We start from the raw sequence: 20,107 nt of genomic DNA, 5'->3' as shown, positions 1-20,107 counted from the left end.
CCCATGAACCCCTTCGACGACTCCGAGGGCACCTTCCTGGTGCTCGTCAACGACGAGCAGCAGCACTCCCTGTGGCCCGAGTTCGCGGCCGTGCCGCCCGGGTGGGACGTCGTGCTGGGAGCGTCGACGCGGGCGGTCGCGCTCGCGTACGTCGACGCGCACTGGACGGACCTGCGCCCCGCGAGCCTGCGTCGCGCGCTCGACGCCTCCGCTCCCTCGGGGCCCCGGACCTCGACGACGGCGACGTGAGCGCCCCGGCCTTCCTCTCCGCGCTCGCCCTGGACCTGACCCCGCTGCGCGCGAGCCGTAGCTTCCGCCTGCTCTTCGCCGGGCGCGTCGTGTCCCTGCTGGGGCTCGGCATGCTCGTCGTGGCGCTGCCTGTGCAGGTCTACGCCCTCACGGGTACGTCCCTGCACGTCGCGGGCGTCAACACGACCCTGGGCGTCGCGGCGTTCGCGGGGACCCTCGTCGCGGGCGTCGTCGCCGACCGCATTGACCGGCGCCGCGTCATCCTGTGGTCGCGCTCGGCCGCGATCGTGGGCTTCGTCGCGCTGCTCGTGAACTCGCTCGCGGAGTCGCCCTCGCTCACGGCGATCTACGTCGTCGCGGCGTGGGACGGCCTGGCGGGCGGCTTCAGCGTGGTCGCGCTCGCGGCCGCGGTGCCGTCGCTCGTGCCGCGCGGCCAGCTTCCCGCGGTCGCGGCGCTCCAGGCGATCTCGCTCGACCTGGGCGCGGTGGTGTCCCCGCTCGTCGCGGGGATCGCGATCGCGCACGGCGGGTCGAGCCTCGTGTTCGGGGTCGTGGTCGTGGCGAGCGTCGTGAGCCTGGGCTTCCTGGTGCGCCTCCCGTCCTTGCCGCCGGGCGGCGGGGAGGCAGAGCCCGGCGTGCCCGGCGTGCCCGACGGCCGAGCGCCGCGGCCGTGGGACGACCTGGTCGAGGGGCTGCGCTTCGTCGCGACCGACCGCGTGATCGGCGGCATCATCCTGCTGGGCTTCGTCCAGATCCTGTTCGCGTCCCCGCACGTCCTGATCCCCGAGCTGGTCGACAAGCAGCTCGGCGCCGGGTCGGAGGTCGTGGGACTGCTCTTCAGCGCGCCGGCCGTCGGCGCGCTCGTCGCGACGCTCACGAGCGGGTGGACCGGGCGCGTCCGGCGCACGGGCCGCGTCCTGCTGATCGTGTTCGCGGCCTCGGGTGCCGGGGTCGCGATGCTCGGCCTGTCGCAGTCGGTCGTGCTCGCGGTCGTCGCCATGACCCTGGTCGGCGCGGGCGACGTCCTGGGCGAGATCCTGCGGTTCACGCTGCTCTACGAGCGCACACCCGACCACCTGCGGGGCCGCGTGAGCGCGCTGTGGACCGCGCAGGGCACCGCGGGCGACGCGCTCGGCGGCCCGCTGCTGACCCTCGTCGCACGGGCCCTCGGCGCGGGCGGTGCGATCGCCGTGGGCGGGGCGCTCGCGGCCGTCGCCACGGGCCTCGTCGCGCTCGCGGTCCCCGGGCTGCGCCGCGCGGTCACCGAGCCCGACCCGGTCCTCGACCACCCCGAACCTTCCCCCCAGCCTGTCGACGCGATCGTCGGCACCACCCGAGGAGAGAACGCATGACCAGCACCACGAACAGGCTCGACACGACCGAGCAGGCCACGGCGGACCCCGTCGAGCAGGTGACCCTCCTGACCCACCCGCTCCGCCCCCGGCTGCTGACGGTCTCGGCCGTCGAGCAGATCGCGGCACGCATGGTCCGGGTTCGCCTCACGGGCGAGGACCTCGCGGACTTCGTGACCGCGGCCCCCGAGGACCACGTCAAGATCTTCCTGCCGACCGAGCCCGGCGGCACCCCGGAGATGCCGCAGGTGGTCGACGACCGCTGGGTCGGCGGCCGCCACCTCACGAGCCGCGACTACACGGTGCGGTCCTTCGACCGGGAGGCCCGCACGCTCGACATCGACCTCGTGGTGCACGAGCACGGGATCGCCGGGAGGTGGGCGGGGCGGGCCCAGGTCGGCGACCTGGTCGGTGTCCTGGGCCCGCGCGGCTCGTTCCTGGTGAACGACGTGTTCGACTGGTACGTCTTCGCGATCGACGAGACGGCCCTGCCCGCGGCTGCGCGCTGGCTCGAAGAGCTGCGCCCCGAGGTTCCCGTCACGGTCTTCGTCGAGGTCCAGGACGAGGGCGACGTGCTGCCGCTCGCGTCGGCCGCGGCCGTCGACGTCACGTGGCTCTTCCGCGAGGACCGCGCACCGGGCACGACGGCGCTGCTCGCCGACGCGGTGCGCGGCACCGAGCTGCCGCCCGGCAACGGGTTCGTGTGGGTCGCGGGGGAGTCGCTCTCGATCAAGCCGCTGCGCCGCTACCTCAAGAACGAGGTGGGGCTGGGCCGCGACAACTTCGACGTCGACGGGTACTGGCGCAAGGGCGTCGCGGACCACGACCACCACGACGACGACACCGACGAGACCGGCCCCGCGTCCGAGGTCGACGAGTCCCCTCGTGACTGACGTGGCGAATCCCGCACCGCGCCGCGACCACCCGGCGCTGCGCGTCCTGGCCTCGCCCCCGGGGGCGACGTGGCGCGTCGTGGTGTGCCCGCACGCGGGCGGTGCCGCGAGCTACTACCGGCGGCTCGTCCTCACCCTCGACCGGGTGGTCGGCGGGGACCCTGGGAGCCCCAGGGGGTCGTCGGCGCCGTTCGCCTCGGCCCCCGAGGTCGTCGCCGTGCAGTACCCGGGCCGCGAGACCCGGTTCGCAGAGCCTCCCGTGCAGACCATGACCGACCTCCTCGCGGACGTCGCAGGTCCCGTGCGGGCGCTCCTCGCCGACGACGTCCCGACGGTCCTGCTCGGGCACAGCCTCGGAGCGTCGGTCGCCGTACGCGTCGCGGCCGGCCTCGGGCCGGGGCGGGCCCCGGACCTGCTCGTGGTCTCGGGTCGCGCGGCACGTGCCGACCTGCCGCGGTCCGGCGGCCGGGACGGGGACGGGAGCGACGTCGTCGGGCCGGGGCGGCTCACCGCGCGCGACGACTCCGCGCTGCGGGCGTGGATCACCGCGCTGGGCGGCACGCCGCCCGAGCTGCTCGCCGACGCCGAGTTCTTCGCGCTGCACGCGCGGGTCCTGCGCGCGGACCTCGCGGTCCACGACTCGCTCGGGACCGCCGGGGCGGGGGAACCCGTGGAGATCACGGTGCCGCTCCTGCTGCTCGCCGGGTCCGACGACGTCGCGTCGCCCCCCGAGGCCGTCGCGCCGTGGGCGGAGCGCGCCCGGGCGGGCGTCCGACGGCGGGTCGTCGAGGGCGGGCACTTCTTCGTGGGCGACCGCGCCCCGGAGGTCGTCGAGGCGCTGCGGGTCGCGCTGACGGCCGTCGCGGCGGGCACGTACGCCGACCAGGTCGCACGTCCCACCGCCGAGGAACGGTGGGTGTGGTCGCGCGAGATCGTCGCCGCGGACCTGCGGCGGCTCGAGGGCGTCACGGCAGGAACCGCGTCGTGAGCGGCACGGACACCCCGGTCGTCGCGGTCCGCACGGTGCGACGGCTTGGGAGCCGGGTGCCCCTGGGGGGCGCCGCGCTCGCGCTCGCGCTGCTGGTCGCGGTGGCCGCGAGCATCGCGTTCGGGTCGCAGCCCGTGCCGTTGCCCGACGTGCTCGCGGTGCTGCGCGAGCCGGGCACGAGCGAGGCCTCGGCCGTCGTGTGGGACATGCGCGTGCCGCGCACGATCCTGGGGCTGCTCGTCGGGGTCGCGCTCGGCGTGGCCGGTGCGCTCACGCAGGCGCACACCCGCAACCCGCTGGCCGACCCCGGACTGCTCGGGGTGACGTCGGGCGCGGCGTGCGCCGTGGTGCTCGCGATCCACGCGGGTGTCACGAGCCCGTCGGGGGCAGTCGGCTTCGCGCTCGTCGGCGCGCTGTGCGCCGGGGGGATCGTCGTGGTGCTCTCGCAGCGCATCCGCGTGCTCGCGCCGGGCGTCACGCTCGTCCTGACGGGGTCGGTCGTCACGGCGCTGCTCGCGTCGATCACGTCGGGCGTCCTGCTGCTCGACCGCACGACCATGGACGTCTTCCGGTTCTGGAGCATCGGGTCGCTCGTGGGCCGCGGGCCCGAGGTCATCTGGACCGTCGCCCCGTTCCTCCTGCTCGGGCTGCTGCTCGCGGTCGTCAACGCGCCGACCCTCGGGGCGCTCGAGATGGGCGACCAGCTCGGTGTGGCCCTCGGACGGCACGTCGTGCGAGACCGGGCCGTGGGGCTGCTGGCCGTCACGCTGCTGGCCGGGGCCGCGACGGCCGCGTGCGGGTCGATCGCGTTCGTCGGCCTCGCGGCCGCGCACGCCGCGACGCGGCTCGGCCTCGGGGGACCCGCGTGGCGCGTCCCGGTCGCCGGGCTGTGCGGGGCCGTCCTGGTCCTGGGAGCCGACGTCGTCGGGCGCCTCGCCCCCGCGACCTCGGAGATCCAGGTCGGCATCGTCATCGCGCTCGTCGGTGCGCCGTTGTTCGTCGTCCTCGCCCGTGGCTACCTGGGAGACCGATCGTGACCACCACCCTGCCGGGGAACGCCCCGGGGAGCAGGCCGACCGACGAGCCGACAGAGCCGGCCCGGGGAGGCCACCGGCCCGGCACCGACGACCCGGCCCCCACGGGACGGCGCCTCACGCTCCGACGCGCCCTCCGGCCGCTGCGCCGCCACCCTGGCAGCCGTCGACAGGTGCTGGTCGGGGCAGGGCTCGTGGTCCTGCTGCTCGTCCTGCTCGTCGCGTCGATCATGGTCGGCGAGTACGTGCTGCCCGCGGGGGACGTGGTGCGGACCCTGCTCGGCGCCGGGGACCCGGCCGACAGGTTCGTGATCCTGGGCCTGCGTGCGCCACGGGCCGCGACCGCGATCGTCGTGGGCTTCGCGCTGGGCGCAGCCGGGGCGATCACGCAGTCCGTGGCCCGCAACCCGCTCGCGAGCCCCGACATCCTGGGGGTCACGGCGGGTGCGACGGCCGCAGCCGTCGCGGCGATCGTGCTGGCGGGCACCGGGACCGTGAGCGGCCTCCTCGTCACGGCCGGTCTGCCGGTCGTCGCGGTCGTCGGAGGGCTCGTCGCGACGTCTCTCGTGTGCCTGCTCGCGTGGCGCGGCGGGATCGAGGGGTACCGTCTGGTGCTCGTCGGGCTCGGGGTCAACGCCGGGGCGTCGGCGATCACGTCGTGGATGCTGGTGCGCGCCGAGCTGCCCGACCTCAACGCGGCCCTCATCTGGATGACCGGGAGCCTCAACCGCGCGAGCTTCGAGGTCGTGGGGCCCGTCGCGGCGGTCGTCGCGGTCACCGTCGTGGTCAGCGCGCTCTCGACCCGGTGGCTCGCGATCCTGCGCTTCGACTCGCGCGTGATCGTGGGGCTGGGCGTCCGGCGCGCGGCGGCTCAGCTGCTCCAGATCGCCCTGGCCGTGGTCCTGGCGGCTGCGGCGACGGCGGCGGCCGGGCCCGTCCCGTTCGTCGCGTTCGTCGCGCCCCAGATCGCGTGGCGGGCGCTCGCGGCACAGGGACCGCCGCCTCTCGGTGCAGGGCTCGTGGGGGCGTGCGTGGTGCTCGCTGCGGATCTCGGAGCACGTTCGCTGCCCGTCGACCTGCCGGTGGGGGTCGTGACCTCGGCGATCGGTGCGCCGTTCCTGCTGTGGCTGCTCGTGCGCGAGAGCAAGGAGCGCTGAGCGCTGAGCGCAGGGTTCAGGGCAGGTCGAGCACGGTCCGCGCGGTGACGCCGTGCCGGGCGAGGAGCGTGGCCCCGTCGGCCACCCGGACGCTCCCGAGCGCGGCGGGGCCACGCTCCGAGCGGAGCGCGACGGCGGCGAGGTAGGTCGCGCCCTCGCCGGCGCCTGCGCCCCGGTCCGCACCCGCACCTGCGCCCCGGTTCCCGTCCGCCGACGGTGACGTCCCGGACCGCCGAGGGTGACGCTCCCGACCGCCGAGGGTGACGTCCTGGTCTGCCGAGGGGGACGGCCTCGCCACCGGGAGCTCGAGGTCCTGCACGACGAGAAGGCCGGGAGCGGGGAGAAGCCCTCCGCTGCGCACGACTCCGGCCGGCCGGTCCGCGCGGGACAGGAGGAGGTCGTCGCGCGGTGCGAGGAGCCCTGTGCCGACCGCCTTGAGGACGGCCTCGCGGCGGACCCAGGACCGGGTGAACGACTCGGCGTCCCATCCGTGGGCCGGGCGCTCGCCCGGGGGGACGGCGTCGAGCAGCTCGGTGAGGTGGGCGCGCGCAGGGGCTGTGGACTCGACGTCCACGCCGACGTCCACCCCCGCCCCGACGTCCCGCCCGGCCCCCGGAACCGCCGTGGCAGCGGTCCCGGGCAGAGACGGCCCCGCCGCCGGATCGACGACGGCGACGAGCACCCAAGGTCCGGCGTGCGCGATCGAGAACGACGGCCCTGGGTCGACGTAAGGTCGGCCGGGCGTCGCGCCCTTGCGCGCCCCGAGCCGGATGTCGACGTCCTCGGGAGCCCGGTGGAGTCGCTCCCCGAGGACGGCCCGGATCAGGAGCCGTCCCGTGACGAACCGGTCGCGATCGACCGCCCGGCGGAACCTCGACGCCTTGGACGCCTCGTCGGCCGACAGCCAGGCCTCCTGGCCCGGCAGGCTCGAGGTCGGAGGGGCGCACCAGACCGTGACGCTCGCGGTGAGGTGGGACGTCGGCAGACCTGGCACCCCAGGTCGTCGGGGCGGGGTCACCCGACCCTGCCCACGGAGTCCTCGGAGAGGCGGAGCAGCGCACCGTGGTAGCCGATCAGGCCCTGGCCCGGCGATTCCTCGAGAGTCCACAGCACGTCACCCGTCGCCAGGTCGTGTCCCGAGGTCCGGGGCGCCCCTTCGGAACCGTGGGCGACGACGACCAGCTGGGACCCGTCGGTCGCGACACCGAACGGGTAGATCGAGTCCTCTCCGGGCACGGTCCACAGCCTGCGGCCCGTGCTCGGGTCGAGCGCGGTCAGGCCGTTCGCGCCGTCGTCGACGACGATGACGGCGTTCGTGTGCACGTACATCCTGCTCGCGTACGCCGAGACGTCCCAGAGCTCCTTGCCCTCGGGCGTGAAGGCCGCCAGGCCGCCCAGGACGTCGACGAAGACCGTGCTCTCACCTGTCCCGTCGGTCGTGGACGGGCGAAGGATCTGCCCGGTGACGTCCCACGCCGGGGAGCCCGTTCGGTCCAGCACGGTCGTGTGCGTGGTCGTCTGGTCGAACCTGTTCACGGCTGTCGCCGTCAACGGCTCGACCTGGTCTTCCGGGGCTGCCGGGTCGTCCAGGCGGGCACCGCCGGCGTCGAACGAGGCACTGATACCGCAGCCGTCGACCTGGACGACGTAGCCGGTCGTCCAGGTGGTCACCTGGTCGAGCGCCAGCACGGGCTCGGTCCCGCGCCCCTGGCACTCCCAGACCTCGTCCGGCGCGACGAACGGGACCCGGTTCTCCCAGAGCACGTCCCCGGAGAGCGCGTCCTCCAGGGTCACGACGACGCCTCGCCCTCCGGGCACGTCGACGAACGTCGGGGACCCGTTCTCGGTCCAGACCTCGCGCCGGCCGACCGGCGGGCCGACGGGGCCGTCGCGACGGACCGTCACGACCGTGCTGCCAGGCCCGACGGCGTAGCCCGACGCCTCGTCGACCGTGCCGAGGTCCCTGCGCCCCGTGACCCGCCCGTCCGGGTCCAGGGCCGTGACGGTCATGGCCTCCAGTGCGCCGGACAGGCACAGGAGGGGACCGTCGTCCACGGCGAACGGCTGCCAGAAGCTGCTCCGACCGCAGATCGCCTGGGGCCCGACCGTCGCCTCCCACACGTCCTGCCCGGTCAGGACGTCGACGGCGGTGACGGTCTCGTCGCTACCGCTGGCGTCGCGGCCGAGGAGCAGCCCGCCCCAGGGCGTCCAGACCTGATCGGCCACGTCCCTCGACCAGATCTCCTGCGGCGGTCCCGTGAAGGGCAGCACTCCGCCCTCGCTCACGACGAGGCGCGACTGCGTGCGCCGCTCCTCGATCTGGCCGCCGACCGCGAGCCCGCCGGCCACGAGGGCAAGGACACCGGCAGCAGCGGCCCACGGTCTCCAACGCTTCCTGCCCGACGGCGCGCCGCCCCCTGCCCCGGGGTCCCCGTCGCCCAGGTCGTCACGGGAGCCGTCAGCACCGGACGCGCCGCCCGTGGCGACGGCCGACTCGTCGGACCCGGCAGCCTCCGCACTCTCGGCCGGACCTGGCGGCGCCGAGAGAACGTCGTCCAGGTCCTCGACGACCTCGAAGGACACCGTGCGAGAGGCGGCGGACTGGCGGCGGCGCATGGAGCGGAGCCTAGCGGCCCCGGCAGCGCGCCACGAGCACCACCGCGGCCCGCCACCGAAGGAAGAGGCTCGTCAGCGCAGGAACAGCCGGGCGGCCTGGGCCTCGGCGTCCGCGTACGTCTGGGCCGCGGAGCCCAGCGCGGTCGTGATCGAGTCGAGCGCGGTCTCGACGTGCACCTGGGCGCCCTGCCACTCGGCCATGACGCCCGCGAACGCGGTCGCGGCACCGCCCTGCCAGCTCGCCTGGAGGTCCTGGAGGTTGCGCAGCATGGCCCCGACCTCGGCACGGATGGCCGTCACCGACCCTCCGACCGCGGCGCTCGCCTGCGCGACCCGCGCACTGTCGACCTCGTACCTGCTCATGCCGTCCTGCCTCTCACCGAGCCTGCGGGGCACCGGTCGCGCCCCGCCCCGGGCGCAGTGCGCGACCGGGTGAGCAGGACGCTAGAGCTGAACGGCGCCGTCGGGCAGGGGACGTCCCGTGGCCTGTGGGAGCGGAGTCAGGACGCGTGCCTGTGCACGGCTCGCCGCCCAGCAGCAGCGCGCGACCGCCGCTGACACCTCAGGGCAGCTCAGGACGGAGAGGGTGCGACCAGCGCGGGAGGGGCCGATGCCTCGAGCTTCTTCTGCTCCTTGCGCAGGCGCTGCAGCTCGGCGTCCAGGTTCTGGCGCGCGGGCTCCTCCCACGCGGCACCGAGCGGGCTCGAGAACAGCGAACGACGCTCGAGCAGCTTGGTGATGATCGCGGTGCGTGCCCGCAGGTAGTCCGCGAGCGGGATGTGCGCGTACTCGTCGCGCACGTCCTTCAGGTACTCCTTGTACCGCTGGGGCTCGGCCGCGAGCATCGCGAGGTCCGCGTCGCACAGCACGGCACAGTCGAAGTCCGCGGGGTCCGGCGCGTGGCGCACGAGGGCGTTGACGAGGAACTCGACGCGTCGGCACGCCTTCTCCGGCACGCCCAGGCCCGAGAGCTGCTCGAACGCGAGCGCCGCGCTCGCGCTCGTGTCCTCGCCCCCCTTGTTGGCGTAAGCGGCCTTGCGGGCCGCGTCGAAGATCGCGCCGTGGTACCAGGCCGCGAGGCGGACCACGTCGGCGTCGTGCGTCTCCTCCGCGAGCTCGTCGACACGTCCGAGGACGTCGGCGAGGTGACGCAGGTTGTGGAAGTGGCGGTCGGGCTGGTTCCAGCGCTCGAGGAGCCCTTCGCCGACGGCGAGGATCTCCTCGGTGGGGGCTGTCGCCCCGGCGCCCTTGCAGCTACGGGTCCAGGAGGTGAGCAACCACTGCGGTGCGTCAGAGGTGGTGACGCCCATGAGATCAGCCTTCTTCGATGCGGGAACAGGATGCGTCGTCGAGCGCGGATGCTCCTTCGAGCCTACGTCCGATCCGCCGACGACCCGCCATCGTAGCCCTGTGTCGGGAGTTCCACATGAACCGTGAGGCCACCGCCCTGCGTGGGGGCCACGGAGATGTGCCCGTGGTGCGCCCCGACGATGGCCGCGACGATCGCCATGCCCAGCCCGGAGCCCCCCGACGCACGGTTGCGCGACGAGTCGGCGCGGTAGAACCGCTCGAACACGTGGGCCGCCTGCTCGGGCGTGATGCCCGGCCCGTGGTCGCGGACCTCGAGGACGCCCACGGGAGCCCCACCCGCCGAGACCTGCGTCCCGAGCGCGATCTCCACGGGGGTGCCTGCCGGGGTGTGCTGCGAGACGTTCCCGATGAGGTTGGCGAGGACCTGCCGCAGCCGGTCCTCGTCGCCGATCACGGTGACGTCCGCGGGGGCGTCCACGGGCGCTCCGCCCAGCCCCACGAGGCGCACCTCGCGCGTGGGGTCCAGCGCGTGCAGGTCGCCCGCGGAGTCGCGGGCCAGGGCCGCGAGGTTCACGGGCTCGTGGCGGATGGGCCTGCCCTCGTCGAGGCGCGCGAGCGCGAGGAGGTCGTTCACGAGGGTGCCCATGCGGGTCGCGGAGTCCTCGATGCGGCGCATGGTGTCGTCCATCTGCTCGGGCGTCGTCAGGGCGCCCATGCGGTAGAGCTCGCCGTAGCCGCGCACGGTCGCGAGCGGGGTCCGCAGCTCGTGGCTCGCGTCCGAGACGAAGCGTCGCATGCGCGCCTCCGAGGCCTCGGAGGCCGCGAACGCCCGTTCGATGTGGTTGAGCATCGTGTTGAGCGAGTCCGCGAGCGAGCCGACCTCGGTCGTCGGCGGGGCGGGGCGCACACGGCGCGTCAGGTCGCCACCGGCGATGTCGGCGGCAGCCTCCTCGATCTCGCGCAGCGGGCGCAGCGCACGCTGGACCGCGAGGAACGCGAACGCGCCGCCGACCAAGGCGATCACGACCGCACTGATCGCCAGGGTCCACCCGAGGAACTTGACGGTCTCGTGGATCCCGCTCAGCGGGAGGGCGACGAACGCCGTCGACCCGTCGGGGCCGATGAGCGGCATGACGCGCCACTGCGTCGGCTCGGTCGGGGTGAGGACACCGCCCTGCTTGGGCGGTACCGTGAACGGGCCGTCGATCCGTCGCACCTCGTCGAGCGACAACGCCGGGATGTCCGGCACCCCGTACCTCAGGACGGTCTTCGCGAAGTACCGCGGCTCGTTCCGCCCGCTCGACCACCGGTAGAGGATGTAGTAGTCGCTGGGGAGGCCGACCGTGTTCTGGTTGAACTGGCTCTCCGGGTCGGCCGCGACGTCCACCGAGGTCGCCTTGAGCTGGTCGTCGACCTGCGTCACCAGGAAGTTCGACACGAACGCGCTGGTCGCGACCGCCGCGATCCCCAGCCCCGCTGCGAGCAGCAGCATGATGATCGCGACGAGCCGTGTGCGCAGCGGGATGCGTGCGAACCAGCCCCAGTTCTCGGTGGGCACGGACTTGCCGTAGGGGCGCGGCTCGTCGGGCGCGGGCAGCGGAGGAGCGGGCGGCGTCGCGCCGTCCCTCGCGCCCGACGCCGGATCCTGTGTCCCAGGACGTGCCTCGCCCGGGGCGGGGCGTGCCGAGGAAGGTCGCGACGTCGTCGGGCCGGGCGGCGGGGGGACCGGGGGCAGCGCGCCCGAGCGGCCCGGCGCTCCGGCCGGACCGCCGGGCGAGGAGGGCGTGCTCATGACCGGCGGGTGCCCCCGGACTCCGGGGGCGTGCGCAGCAGGTACCCGACGCCACGCTTGGTGTGGATGAGCGGCTGGACGGGCTGCTCGGTGCCGTCGGGGCCGGTCACCGTGAGGTTGTCGATCTTGCGGCGCAGGTACGAGATGTAGGACTCGACGATGTTCGCGTCGCCGCCCCAGTCGTACTGCCAGACGTGGTCGAGGATCTGCGCCTTCGACAGCACGCGGCCGGCGTTGAGCATGAGGTAGCGCAGGAGCTTGAACTCGGTGGGGGACAGGTCCACGACCTGGCCCGCGCGGCGCACCTCGTGCGAGTCCTCGTCGAGCTCGAGGTCCGCGAAGCGCAGCACCGCGGTGTCATCGGGCTCGGCGTGCGTACGGCGCAGCACCGCACGGATGCGGGCCACGACCTCCTCGAGGCTGAACGGCTTGGTCACGTAGTCGTCCCCGCCGACCGTGAGGCCCGTGACCTTGTCCTGCGTGTCGTCGCGTGCCGTGAGGAACAGCACGGGCGTGTGCTGGCCCGTGGCGCGCATGCGGCGCGTCACGGTGAACCCGTCCATGTCCGGGAGCATGACGTCGAGCACCACGAGGTCCGGCTCGACCTCGCGCACGAGCTTGAGCGCGCTCGTGCCGTCCGCGGCCGCGTAGACCTCGAATCCGGCGAAACGCAGGGACGTGGACAGCAGCTCGCGGATGTTGGGCTCGTCGTCGACCACGACCAGCCGTGCCTCGGGTTCGCTCATGGTTCCAGTGTGCGACCGAACCCTGGGAGTCGCCTGGGCGGCAGCGGTGCGACGCATGGCGCGCAGCATCGGCCACGTGGCGCGCGGCCCGTGTCGGCGGACGGTGGTTGCATGGGCCTGCACGCCCCGGGCCCGGGACGGGCGCGGACGACCAGGACGAGGACCAGGATGCGCATCAGCGACCACGACCGCAGGGCGCGCCTCGTCGCGCACCAGCTCGACCTCGGGGCTGCGGGCCCGCGACCCGAGACCACGGTCGAGGGCGTCGTCGACCGCCTCGTCGCGCTCCACGCGACGGATGCCCCCAGCGTCTACCTCTCGGTCCTCGCGCGCGTCCCCGCGCTGCGCGTCGAGGACGTGCAGGCCGCCCTGTACGAGCGGCGCTCCCTCGTGCGCGTCCTCGCGATGCGCCGCACCCTGTTCGTCGTGGCGCGCGACCTGGTGCCCGTCGTCCACGCGGGGGCGAGCGCCGCCGTGGGGCGACGGCTGCGGGCCAGACTCCTCAAGGAGCTCGCGACGATCCCCACCGACCCGCCCGTCGAGGACGCCGAGGCGTTCCTCGCGGGTGCCGAGGAGCAGGTCCACGACGCCCTCGCGCAGCACGGGCCCCTCACGGGCGCACAGCTCTCGGCGCGGGCCCCCGTGCTGCGGACCGCGTTCCTGCCGACCACCACCAAGTCGTGGGACGTGCGGCGCTCGCTGACGTCACCGCTGCTGTCGATGCTGTCGGCGGAGGGTCGCGTCGTCCGGGGCGAACCGACCGGCGGGTGGTCCTCCAACCGCTTCCTGTGGCGCCCCGTCGAGGACTGGCTGCCCGGTGGCATCCCCGAGATCGACGAGGCCGAGGCGCGGGTGCGGATCGCGTCCGCGTGGCTCGAGTCCTTCGGCCCCGCGACCGTCGCGGACCTCCAGTGGTGGACCGGCTGGAACCTGGGGCAGGCGCGGGCCGCGCTCGCGGCGCTCGACGTGCGTGAGGTCGAGCTCGACGGGCTCGGCGCCGGGGTGGCGCTCCGGACCACGGACCTGGCGCCCGCACCGGACGCCGCCGCCGGTCACGTGGCCCTGCTGCCCTCGCTCGACCCCACGGCCATGGGCTGGAAGCACCGCGACTGGTACCTCGGGCCGCACCGCGAACAGCTCTTCGACACGGCGGGGAACATCGGGGCGACCGTCTGGTGGGAGGGGCGCATCGTCGGGGCGTGGGCCGTGCGGGCCGACGGCTCGCCCGCGGTGCGCCTGCTCGAGGACGTCGGGACGGACGCTGCGGCGGCCGTCGACGCCGAGGCGGCGCGCATCACCGGGCTGCTCGACGGCGGGGGCGTGACGGCGTCGTTCCCCACACCGCTGTACCGCGAGCTGCGGGGCTGAGCGCTTCCCGCCGCCCGGGGACACGACGAGGGCGGGACCGCGCGACGTGCGCGGCCCCGCCCTCCCGGGCTCCGAGGAGGCTCAGAGGTAGCGCAGCGGGTCGAACTCGTCGAGCGGGATGATCCGGACGCGCGGCAGGACCGTGGTGAACGCGCCCACGTTGTCCTCGAGGTCGTGGAAGCTCAGGCCGCGCGACGCGAGCTCGGAGAAGCGCGAGTTGACGAACTCGCGGAAGCACAGCAGCCCGACGCGGCGGTCGCCGTCCTCGAGGAGGTCCTCGACCTGGGGGATGAAGTCGCCGTCGTGGCTCGCGAGGAGCACGTCGCCGGGGCGGCCCTGGAGCGCCTCGAGCGTGCGCTGGATACCGATGTCGACGACCTTCTCGGAGCTCGACCCGGCCAGCGGGATGGGGCGGTAGCCCATCGCGAGCAGCGCCTGGACGAACGCCATGGGCATCTGGCCGGACGACGCGTTCAGGAAGAACAGGGGCGTGACGTCCTGGCCCCACAGGTTCGCCGCGAAGTCGACGATGCGGTCCCAGCGGGGGCGCTCCTCGGGGTTGGGGCGGTGGCCCAGGACGCTCATGCCGAGCGTCGCGTCGATGTTCTCCCCGTCGACGATCAGGTAGGTGCGCCGCCTGGCCTCACCCTGCGTGCTGACGAGGCCGTTCGACGTGCTGGAGTCCGACATGGGGTCCAGCCTATCCGTCACGGCAGGTCGGGCCGGCCGTCCGGTCGCAGCCCGCGGCTCGCTGGGCGACCCGTCCTCTGACACGGATCCCGCCGAGGCGTGGGCACGGTTTGCATGTGAACCCCAGGTTACGAGTACCTTTCAGCGGTGAACCTCCAGCTTCTCGACCCGGTCCGGATCACGGTCGTCCAGAACTCCCCGGACGTCACCCTGGACACCTTCGCGGACCGGCTCGGGCCGGACGTCCGCCTCGTGCGCCCCTTCGCGGGGGACGCCCTGCCGGACGTCGCCGACCTCGGCGGCGGCCTCGTGGTCCTGGGCGGACGGATGTCCGCCTACGACGACGACGTGGCCCCTTGGCTCCCCGCGCTGCGCGACCTGCTGAGCGCCGCGGTGCTCGCCGCGGTGCCGACGCTCGGCGTGTGCCTCGGCGCCCAGCTCCTCGCGGTCGCGGGTGGCGGTCACGTGCAGGTCGCGGCCCCTCCCGGGCGCGAGGTCGGCCTGACGCGCGTGTTCTGGAGGTCGGGGGCGGAGGCGGACCCGGTGCTCGGGGCGTTGGCTCGGGCCGCGGCAGGGACCGGCAAGCGGGCCCGCTCGCTCACGCTCAGCATGCACGCCGACGCGATCATCGACCTGCCCGAGGACGCGACCTGGCTCGGCATGTCCGACATGTACCCGTACCAGGCGTTCCGCCACGGTTCCGCGCTGGGCGTCCAGTTCCACCCCGAGGCGACGCTCGACACGGTCCGCCGCTGGGCCGCGGACCACGGCGACGTGGACACCGAGAACGTCCTCGCCGAGGCCGCTCCGTTCGAGGGCGAGGTCCTGGAGACGGGACGTCTGCTCGCGGAGTCGTTCCTCGCCGTCGTGCACGACGACGTCGCTCGCCGGGGCGTGCGGGCGTAGGTCCTGCGGCGGGAGGCCGCACCGGGCTGCCCGCGCCTGCTGCGTGTCCGGCGATCGCCACCGGGTGGTCGGTGGCAGGGTGTCGGCATGATCCGACACACCGTCGCCTTCCGCCTGCGCCACCCCGAGGGGTCCGCCGCCGAAGCCGCCTTCCTGACCGACGCGCGCGTCCTGGCGCAGATCCCCGGCGTCGAGAGGTTCGAGCAGCTGCGCCAGACGAGCGCCAAGAACGCCTTCACGTTCGGCTTCTCGATGGAGTTCGCCGACGCCGACGCCTACGCGGCCTACGACCGGCACCCGGACCACCGGGCGTTCGTCGCGGACCGCTGGGTCCCCGAGGTCGAGGACTTCCTGGAGATCGACTACGAGCCGCTGCCGACCTGAGCGGCTGCTCGTGACACGACGGCGGCCGGCGCCCCACCAGGGCACCGGCCGCCGTCGTCCGTCGAGCGACGGGCCTACCAGCCCCCGGACGGCGCGTCCTCGGTACCGGCCTCGATCGACGTCACGGTCGTGGGCGTGATCTGCGGGGCGGGGGAGGACCCGCCGCTCTTGAGCGCCGCGAGCCGTGCCTCGACCTCGATGTTCGCTCCTGACGCCTCGAGCTCCTCGAACTGCGCGTCGAGCGAGGACGCGGCGACCTCGGCCTGCCCGAGCGCCTTGGCCTCCTCGCGGCGGACCTTCTCCTCGAAGCGTGAGACCTCGCTCGTGGGGTCGAGGACGTTGATCGAGCTGATCGCGCCCTGGACGGTCTGCTGCGCCTCGGCGGACTTCTGACGGGCGACGAGGGAGTCGCGCTTGGACTTGAGCTCGCCCAGCTTGCCCTTCATCTGCGCGAGGCCGGTCTTGAGCTTCTCGACGGTCTCGCGCTGGGACGCGATGAGCGGCTCGGCCTGACGGACCTCGCCCTCGGCGGAGATCTGTCGCTGGAGCGCGACCTTGGCGAGGTTGTCGAACTTGTCGGCGTTGGCGGCGTTCCCCTCGGCGCGGAACCGGTCGGCCTGTGCTGACGCGGCGGCGGCCTTGTCGCCCCACTCGCGCACGGCCGCGACGTCCTCGTTGTAGTCCTGCTCGGCGAGCCGGAGGTTGCCGATGGTCTGCGCGACGGCCTGCTCGGCGTCGGCGATGCTGTTCGTGTAGTCGCGGACGAGCTGGTCCAGCATCTTCTGCGGGTCCTCGGCGCCGTCGAGCAGCGAGTTGATGTTCGCCTTGGCCAGCTGGGTGATGCGTCCGAAGATGCTCTGCTTCTCTGCCATGGGTCGTGCCTTCCTGCTCGTGGATGCGGGTACGCGGTGCTGTCGTGCGTGGTTGCCGTTCGACCTGGGGACCGCGGTTCGGTCCCTAGAACCGTCCTCCTCTGCTGGACCGGCCGCCCGACGAACCCCGGGAGGACCGGCCGCCCGACGAGCCTCTCGACGACCCGCCGAAGCCGCCGCCGCCGAAACCTCCGCCGCCGTAGCCTCCGCCGAACCCGCCTCCGGAGCGGCGTCCGCCGCCACCGCCGCGCAGGATCTGGTCGAGGAGGATGCCGCCGAGGACCATGCCGCCGACGTTGTTCCCGCCGCCTCCCGTGCCGCCGCCGAACATCCCGGCGTCGTTCTGCTGGGACTCCCACGCGGACGCGTCGCGCTGGGCGAGCTGCGCCGCGGTCTGGGCGAGCGTGTCGGCCTGCTGGGCGGTGGCGAGCGCGCGCACGGGGTCGGAGGGCTGGAGGGCGCGGGCCTCGCCGAGGTAGCGGATCGCCTCGGAGAGCCGGGTGCGGGCTTCCGGCCCGACGGCGCCGCGTCGGGTCTCGATGAAGTCGTTCGTCGCGCGGATCTGGGAGTCGACGCGCCCGATCGTGTCGCGCAGGAGCGCCGCGGCGCGTGCTGCCTGCTCGGCGCTCTCGCGGAACGGAGCCAGTGCGGCGTCGATCGCGGCCTCGGCGTCGGTGAGCCGGCGCAGCGCCGCGATGGGGTCGCCGCCGTCGCGAGCGGTCCCGGCCTCGGCCACGGCGGCCTGGGCCTCGGCGGCGCGGGCCGTCACGGTCGGGTCGGCCGGTGCCAGGCGGGCTGCGTCGGCGAGGTCGGCGGTGATCGACGCGACCGCGACGTCGAGTCGCTGGCCGGCCTGCGCGAGGACGTCGCCGGCCGAGTCGATCGCGTCGAGGAGGGTCACGGCCTGGCCCACGGCGTTCTCCGCCGCGCGGGCGTGCGCGACGGCGGACGCCCGGTCCTTGCCCTCGAGAGCCGCACGGCCTGCGGCGACGGCCTCGCGTGCGCCTGCGACGAGCCGGAGGGCCTGGTCGGGGTTCGCGGACACCGACGCGAGCGCCGCCGCAGGGTAGGTCGTGGACAGGGCCGCGAGGGTGCTGCGGGCCGGGGCGACGCGAGCCTCGACCTCGCCCGCGCGGCGCTCGACCGTGTCGAGGACCTCCGGGGCGCGGGCCTGGAGGTCGCGCAGCTCGTCGAACTGGTCGGACTCGGCGTCGAGGGACTGGCTGACCTCGGTGCACAGCGCGATGATCTGCGCCATCATCGTGCGGGCCTGGGGCTCGGCCTCCGGGGTGTCGTCGTCGAGCTGCTGACGCAGCGCGAACGCCTGGGACACCTTCTGCTTGCCCGTCTCGAGCGCCACCTGGAACTCCTGCGTCGCTTCGAGGCCGAACTGGGCCTGTGCGAAGCCGAGCTCCTGCTCGGAGGTCTTGATGGCGTCGTCGATCGCGACGAGAGCCGAGCTCGCCCGGCGGTTCAGCTCGTCGGTGGGGAGCTGGGCGAGCTCGTCGGCCTCGTCCGCGCCGCCCGGCTTCGCGGCTGTCCCACGGCGCTTGTTCAGGATCGCGCGGACCACGAAGAAGCCCGCGATGGCGAGCAGGCCGACCACGAGCGCCACGAGCCAGCCCGAGCCGCCCGACGACGACGAGCCGGTCGCCTCGGCGCGCAGGGTGTCGGCCGCGGCGACCGCGGCACCTGCCCACTCGTCCTGGCTGAGCTGGTCCTCGATCGCTTCCTGCACCGTGTCGAGCGACGCCTCGGACAGCCCGATGTTGTGGTCGGCCGACAGGTCGTAGCGCCGGTCCTGGGTCGCGACGGCCAGCAGGACGTCGTCCCTGCCCATGCCCGACAGGTTGGCCGTCGCAGCGGCCCAGGACTGCGCGTCCTGCCCGTCGAAGGTGTCGACGTAGACGACGAAGAGCTGGTACGGGGTGTCCTCCTCCAGGCGGTCCATCGCGGCCTCGACCTCGTCGGTCTGGTCGCCGAGCACCCCCGCCGGGTCGGTGATGCGGCCCGGGAGGTCGAGGGGCTGCTCGGCGGGGAGCGAGGCAGTGGCCGGGGAGGCCACGGCCGGTGCGGTGAGCGAGGCGGCACCGAGGCCGGTGAGGGTCAGCGCAGCAGCGATGCCGAGCGACAGACCGCGTCGCAGGACGGGCCGGCGCCCAGGGCGGGACGGGCGATGGAGCGCGGGGGAGACGGACGACGAGGCCACTTCGTGATCCTTTCCCACCGGTGCGGGGGCCGCAATCGCGAAACGGGACAGCGGGGGGCATTTCACCCGACCTGGTCGCCCGACGTGCGCGGCAGGCGTCGAGAAGCCCGCGTGGGGAATGTTCGTACGGCGTACTGTGTTGCGGAGAGGACGTCGACGAGAGGAACCCATGACGACCACGACCACGACGACCACGACGACCACGCCCGCGCACCCGACGAGCCCGGGCGCGGCACTGCCGCCGCTGGCCGACCAGGCCGAGCGCCTGATCGCCCTCGGTGTCCACACCCTCGCCGGACTGGCCGTGGACGAGGTGCGTGACGCCGTCGGGCACCTTGCGCACGGCGCACCCGACGGCGGGCTGCTCACCGTGCACCCCCGCCTCGCCCCGCCGTCCGCCCTCGCACCCCTGCTGAGGCTCGGCGACAAGGAGGGGTTCGTGGTCGTCGACATGGACGACGTCGACCGCTTCGACCCCCTCGAGGGGCTCACCCTGCCGGGCGGTCCGCTGTACGTCGTGACCGACGTCGACCGCGGCGACGACATGGCGAACTGGTCGCCCGACGAGGCGCTGCCCGAGATCACCCGACGCGGCCGCACGCCGCTCGTCCTCAGCGAAGGGATCCACTGGGCGCTCCAGGCACCCGACGTCGTCGAGCGCAACCACTGCTACATGACGATCGGGTCGCGGCTCCGCAAGGACAAGGGACGCCTCGACTCCCGCACGCCCGCCGTATGGATCTCGAACGGCACCGGCCGCGACGGCAAGGAACGCCGCGGTGCGCCCAAGGTCGGCTGGTGCTGGGCCGGCAACCGGCACACGTGGCTCGGCTTCGCGTCGGGCGCGGGTCGTGTCGGGACGCCGCAGGGGTAGCTCGGGCGCCGCGCGCGAGCTCGACAACGAGGGTGTCTCCTTCGCGCAGGCCGGCGAGCACTCGGGTGAGCCCGGGGCGGTCCTCGCAGGTGCCGGACGCCTTCTCCGCGACGGCGTCGCGCTCGTCGAGGTTCTGCTGGTGCCTGCATGGCCGGCGCAGGCGCTGGCGCGCGTCAGGGGCCGATGTGCGCTGCGCGCAGGGCGGAGACGGCTGCTTCGATCGCGTCGGGGCCGTCGCCGATGTCGGGCGCGTAGGCGCGGGTGGAGGGGTCGAGCCGCCCTCCCAGGTGCGCGAGCTCGACCAGGAGCGGCATCGTCGCCAGTCCGAGTTCGGTGAGCGAGTACCTGCCCTGCTTGCCGCGGGCGGTCTCGGCCTTCGTCAGGAGGCCCTGATCGACGAGGTCGGCCAGGCGGCGCGACAAGACAGGCGCGCTGATGCCCTCCTGACTGCCGGTGAGCAGCTCGCGGAAGGACCGCCGGTCGTGCAAGGCAATATCACGCAGGATCAGCAGGCTCCACCGATCACCGAGCAGCTCCAGGCTGCGATTGATCGGGCACGACGATCGCGGTTCGGAGATCATCGCCCTCCATCCAGGTAGTTGCACTTCGTGATCACTCACTCTACGCTGAAACCAAGCAGTAACACAATGCAACTACTTGGCTGGT

General features: G+C 74.0%; 20 protein-coding genes and 1 pseudogene. 10 read left to right on the top strand and 11 right to left on the bottom strand.

Going from position 1 to position 20,107, the window contains the following annotated elements; genetic code table 11:
* Window positions 1-3 precede the first annotated feature (3 nt).
* From JOD48_RS16580 to JOD48_RS16555, 6 genes are read left to right on the top strand one after another with little or no spacing between them, the layout of a single operon-like run.
* On the top strand, window positions 4-249 hold the full coding sequence (locus JOD48_RS16580; protein ID WP_191789523.1) for an MbtH family protein: 246 nt from the start codon (window positions 4-6) through the stop codon (window positions 247-249).
* Complete coding sequence (entS, locus tag JOD48_RS16575; RefSeq protein ID WP_204809834.1) at window positions 246-1,601, top strand: enterobactin transporter EntS; 1,356 nt, start codon at window positions 246-248, stop codon at window positions 1,599-1,601. The genes JOD48_RS16580 and entS overlap by 4 nt, the downstream gene beginning before the upstream one ends.
* Window positions 1,598-2,494, top strand: a complete 897-nt coding sequence (locus JOD48_RS16570; protein WP_204809833.1) for a siderophore-interacting protein — start codon at window positions 1,598-1,600, stop codon at window positions 2,492-2,494. The genes entS and JOD48_RS16570 overlap by 4 nt, the downstream gene beginning before the upstream one ends.
* Window positions 2,487-3,482, top strand: a complete 996-nt coding sequence (locus JOD48_RS16565; RefSeq protein ID WP_204809832.1) for a thioesterase II family protein — start codon at window positions 2,487-2,489, stop codon at window positions 3,480-3,482. Before JOD48_RS16570 ends, JOD48_RS16565 begins: the two co-directional genes overlap by 8 nt.
* On the top strand, window positions 3,479-4,519 hold the full coding sequence (locus JOD48_RS16560) for a FecCD family ABC transporter permease (protein WP_204809831.1): 1,041 nt from the start codon (window positions 3,479-3,481) through the stop codon (window positions 4,517-4,519). The genes JOD48_RS16565 and JOD48_RS16560 overlap by 4 nt, the downstream gene beginning before the upstream one ends.
* Window positions 4,516-5,673, top strand: coding sequence for a FecCD family ABC transporter permease (locus tag JOD48_RS16555; RefSeq protein ID WP_204809830.1), 1,158 nt, complete (start codon window positions 4,516-4,518; stop codon window positions 5,671-5,673). The genes JOD48_RS16560 and JOD48_RS16555 overlap by 4 nt, the downstream gene beginning before the upstream one ends.
* A gap of 16 nt (window positions 5,674-5,689) precedes the next feature.
* Here the strand turns inward: JOD48_RS16555 and JOD48_RS16550 are convergent, their stop codons facing one another.
* The 6 genes from JOD48_RS16550 to JOD48_RS16525 all read right to left on the bottom strand — a co-directional run bounded on the left by JOD48_RS16550 (window position 5,690) and on the right by JOD48_RS16525 (window position 12,138).
* Window positions 5,690-6,667, bottom strand: coding sequence for a 4'-phosphopantetheinyl transferase family protein (locus JOD48_RS16550; protein WP_204809829.1), 978 nt, complete (start codon window positions 6,665-6,667; stop codon window positions 5,690-5,692).
* A 20-nt stretch (window positions 6,668-6,687) separates the two neighbouring features.
* Window positions 6,688-8,289: an outer membrane protein assembly factor BamB family protein gene (locus JOD48_RS16545; RefSeq protein WP_204809828.1), complete on the bottom strand. Its 1,602-nt coding sequence runs from the start codon at window positions 8,287-8,289 to the stop codon at window positions 6,688-6,690.
* A gap of 72 nt (window positions 8,290-8,361) precedes the next feature.
* Window positions 8,362-8,652: a WXG100 family type VII secretion target gene (locus tag JOD48_RS16540; protein ID WP_191789516.1), complete on the bottom strand. Its 291-nt coding sequence runs from the start codon at window positions 8,650-8,652 to the stop codon at window positions 8,362-8,364.
* 209 nt (window positions 8,653-8,861) lie between these two features.
* Complete coding sequence (locus JOD48_RS16535) at window positions 8,862-9,599, bottom strand: HD domain-containing protein (RefSeq protein ID WP_204809827.1); 738 nt, start codon at window positions 9,597-9,599, stop codon at window positions 8,862-8,864.
* A 62-nt stretch (window positions 9,600-9,661) separates the two neighbouring features.
* On the bottom strand, window positions 9,662-11,392 hold the full coding sequence (locus JOD48_RS16530) for a sensor histidine kinase (RefSeq protein WP_239527462.1): 1,731 nt from the start codon (window positions 11,390-11,392) through the stop codon (window positions 9,662-9,664).
* Window positions 11,389-12,138 (bottom strand): response regulator transcription factor, encoded by a 750-nt coding sequence (locus JOD48_RS16525; RefSeq protein WP_204809826.1) that lies wholly within the window; start codon window positions 12,136-12,138, stop codon window positions 11,389-11,391. The genes JOD48_RS16530 and JOD48_RS16525 overlap by 4 nt, the downstream gene beginning before the upstream one ends.
* Before the next feature lie 168 nt (window positions 12,139-12,306).
* Here JOD48_RS16525 and JOD48_RS16520 point away from each other — a divergent pair, with 168 nt between their 5' ends.
* Window positions 12,307-13,506 carry a winged helix DNA-binding domain-containing protein gene (locus JOD48_RS16520; RefSeq protein WP_204809825.1) on the top strand — a complete coding sequence of 400 codons (1,200 nt, stop codon included), beginning with the start codon at window positions 12,307-12,309 and terminating at the stop codon, window positions 13,504-13,506.
* A gap of 81 nt (window positions 13,507-13,587) precedes the next feature.
* Here the strand turns inward: JOD48_RS16520 and JOD48_RS16515 are convergent, their stop codons facing one another.
* Entirely contained in the window at window positions 13,588-14,196 is a 609-nt protein-coding gene (locus JOD48_RS16515) for an NYN domain-containing protein (RefSeq protein ID WP_204809824.1), read from the bottom strand.
* A gap of 147 nt (window positions 14,197-14,343) precedes the next feature.
* Here JOD48_RS16515 and JOD48_RS16510 point away from each other — a divergent pair, with 147 nt between their 5' ends.
* A complete protein-coding gene (locus tag JOD48_RS16510) occupies window positions 14,344-15,102 on the top strand; it encodes a type 1 glutamine amidotransferase (protein ID WP_307824213.1) in 759 nt (252 codons plus the stop codon).
* 87 nt (window positions 15,103-15,189) lie between these two features.
* Window positions 15,190-15,486, top strand: a complete 297-nt coding sequence (locus JOD48_RS16505) for a Dabb family protein (RefSeq protein ID WP_191789511.1) — start codon at window positions 15,190-15,192, stop codon at window positions 15,484-15,486.
* A 74-nt stretch (window positions 15,487-15,560) separates the two neighbouring features.
* On the opposite strand, the gene JOD48_RS16500 is transcribed toward JOD48_RS16505, so the two are convergent.
* Window positions 15,561-16,358 carry a PspA/IM30 family protein gene (locus tag JOD48_RS16500; protein WP_191789510.1) on the bottom strand — a complete coding sequence of 266 codons (798 nt, stop codon included), beginning with the start codon at window positions 16,356-16,358 and terminating at the stop codon, window positions 15,561-15,563.
* Window positions 16,359-16,443: 85 nt separating this feature from the next.
* Complete coding sequence (locus JOD48_RS19965; RefSeq protein ID WP_307824211.1) at window positions 16,444-18,567, bottom strand: TPM domain-containing protein; 2,124 nt, start codon at window positions 18,565-18,567, stop codon at window positions 16,444-16,446.
* A 169-nt stretch (window positions 18,568-18,736) separates the two neighbouring features.
* On the opposite strand from JOD48_RS19965, the gene JOD48_RS16490 reads away from it, so the two are divergent.
* Complete coding sequence (locus tag JOD48_RS16490) at window positions 18,737-19,441, top strand: DUF5701 family protein (RefSeq protein WP_239527460.1); 705 nt, start codon at window positions 18,737-18,739, stop codon at window positions 19,439-19,441.
* A gap of 76 nt (window positions 19,442-19,517) precedes the next feature.
* Here JOD48_RS16490 and JOD48_RS20310 read toward each other — a convergent pair.
* Window positions 19,518-19,601, bottom strand: a pseudogene (locus tag JOD48_RS20310) (hypothetical protein); the annotation flags it as partial.
* A gap of 13 nt (window positions 19,602-19,614) precedes the next feature.
* Window positions 19,615-20,022, bottom strand: coding sequence for a winged helix-turn-helix transcriptional regulator (locus JOD48_RS16480; protein ID WP_191789508.1), 408 nt, complete (start codon window positions 20,020-20,022; stop codon window positions 19,615-19,617).
* Between the last annotated feature and the right edge of the window lie 85 nt (window positions 20,023-20,107).

Source organism: Oerskovia paurometabola (assembly GCF_016907365.1).
Taxonomy (GTDB): Bacteria; Actinomycetota; Actinomycetes; order Actinomycetales; family Cellulomonadaceae; genus Oerskovia; species Oerskovia paurometabola.
Note: the sequence above shows the minus strand (reverse complement) of the source record. Positions and strands in the feature narration are given on the sequence as shown.